The sequence below is a fragment of the Saccharothrix sp. ST-888 genome (assembly GCF_000955975.1).
Taxonomy (GTDB): Bacteria; Actinomycetota; Actinomycetes; order Streptomycetales; family Streptomycetaceae; genus Kitasatospora.
The window spans coordinates 1-282 of the sequence record NZ_JYJF01001037.1 but is presented as its reverse complement, the minus strand read 5'-3'; the positions used below and the strand labels follow the sequence as shown (position 1 = coordinate 282).

General features: G+C 79.8%; 1 protein-coding gene. It reads left to right on the top strand.

Annotated features, from left to right (window positions below; genetic code table 11):
- Nucleotides 1–282, top strand: a 282-nt coding sequence (locus tag UK12_RS42775; RefSeq protein ID WP_045307349.1) for a hypothetical protein, incomplete at both ends; no start/stop codon positions are given.

Genomic DNA, 282 nt, shown 5'->3' with positions numbered 1-282 from the left:
GGGCTCCCGACGGATCTACCGGATCGCCCTGACCAGCTGGGCCTGGCTGCTGGTGGAGCGAGGGGTCCCGGTCGGCCGCGAGCGGCGCCGGGCGCGGCCGCCGGTCGTCCCGCTGGCCCTGCTCGACCGTCCGGAGGCCGCCGGCCGGCTCGCGGACGCGCTCGCGCGGCGCGCCGCGGACGCCGATCCGCGCACGCTCAACCGCGAACTGTCCATCCTGCGCGGCGCCGTGGCCTGGTGGCGCACCCAGGGCTGGCTCCGCGCCGACCCGATGGCCGGCCT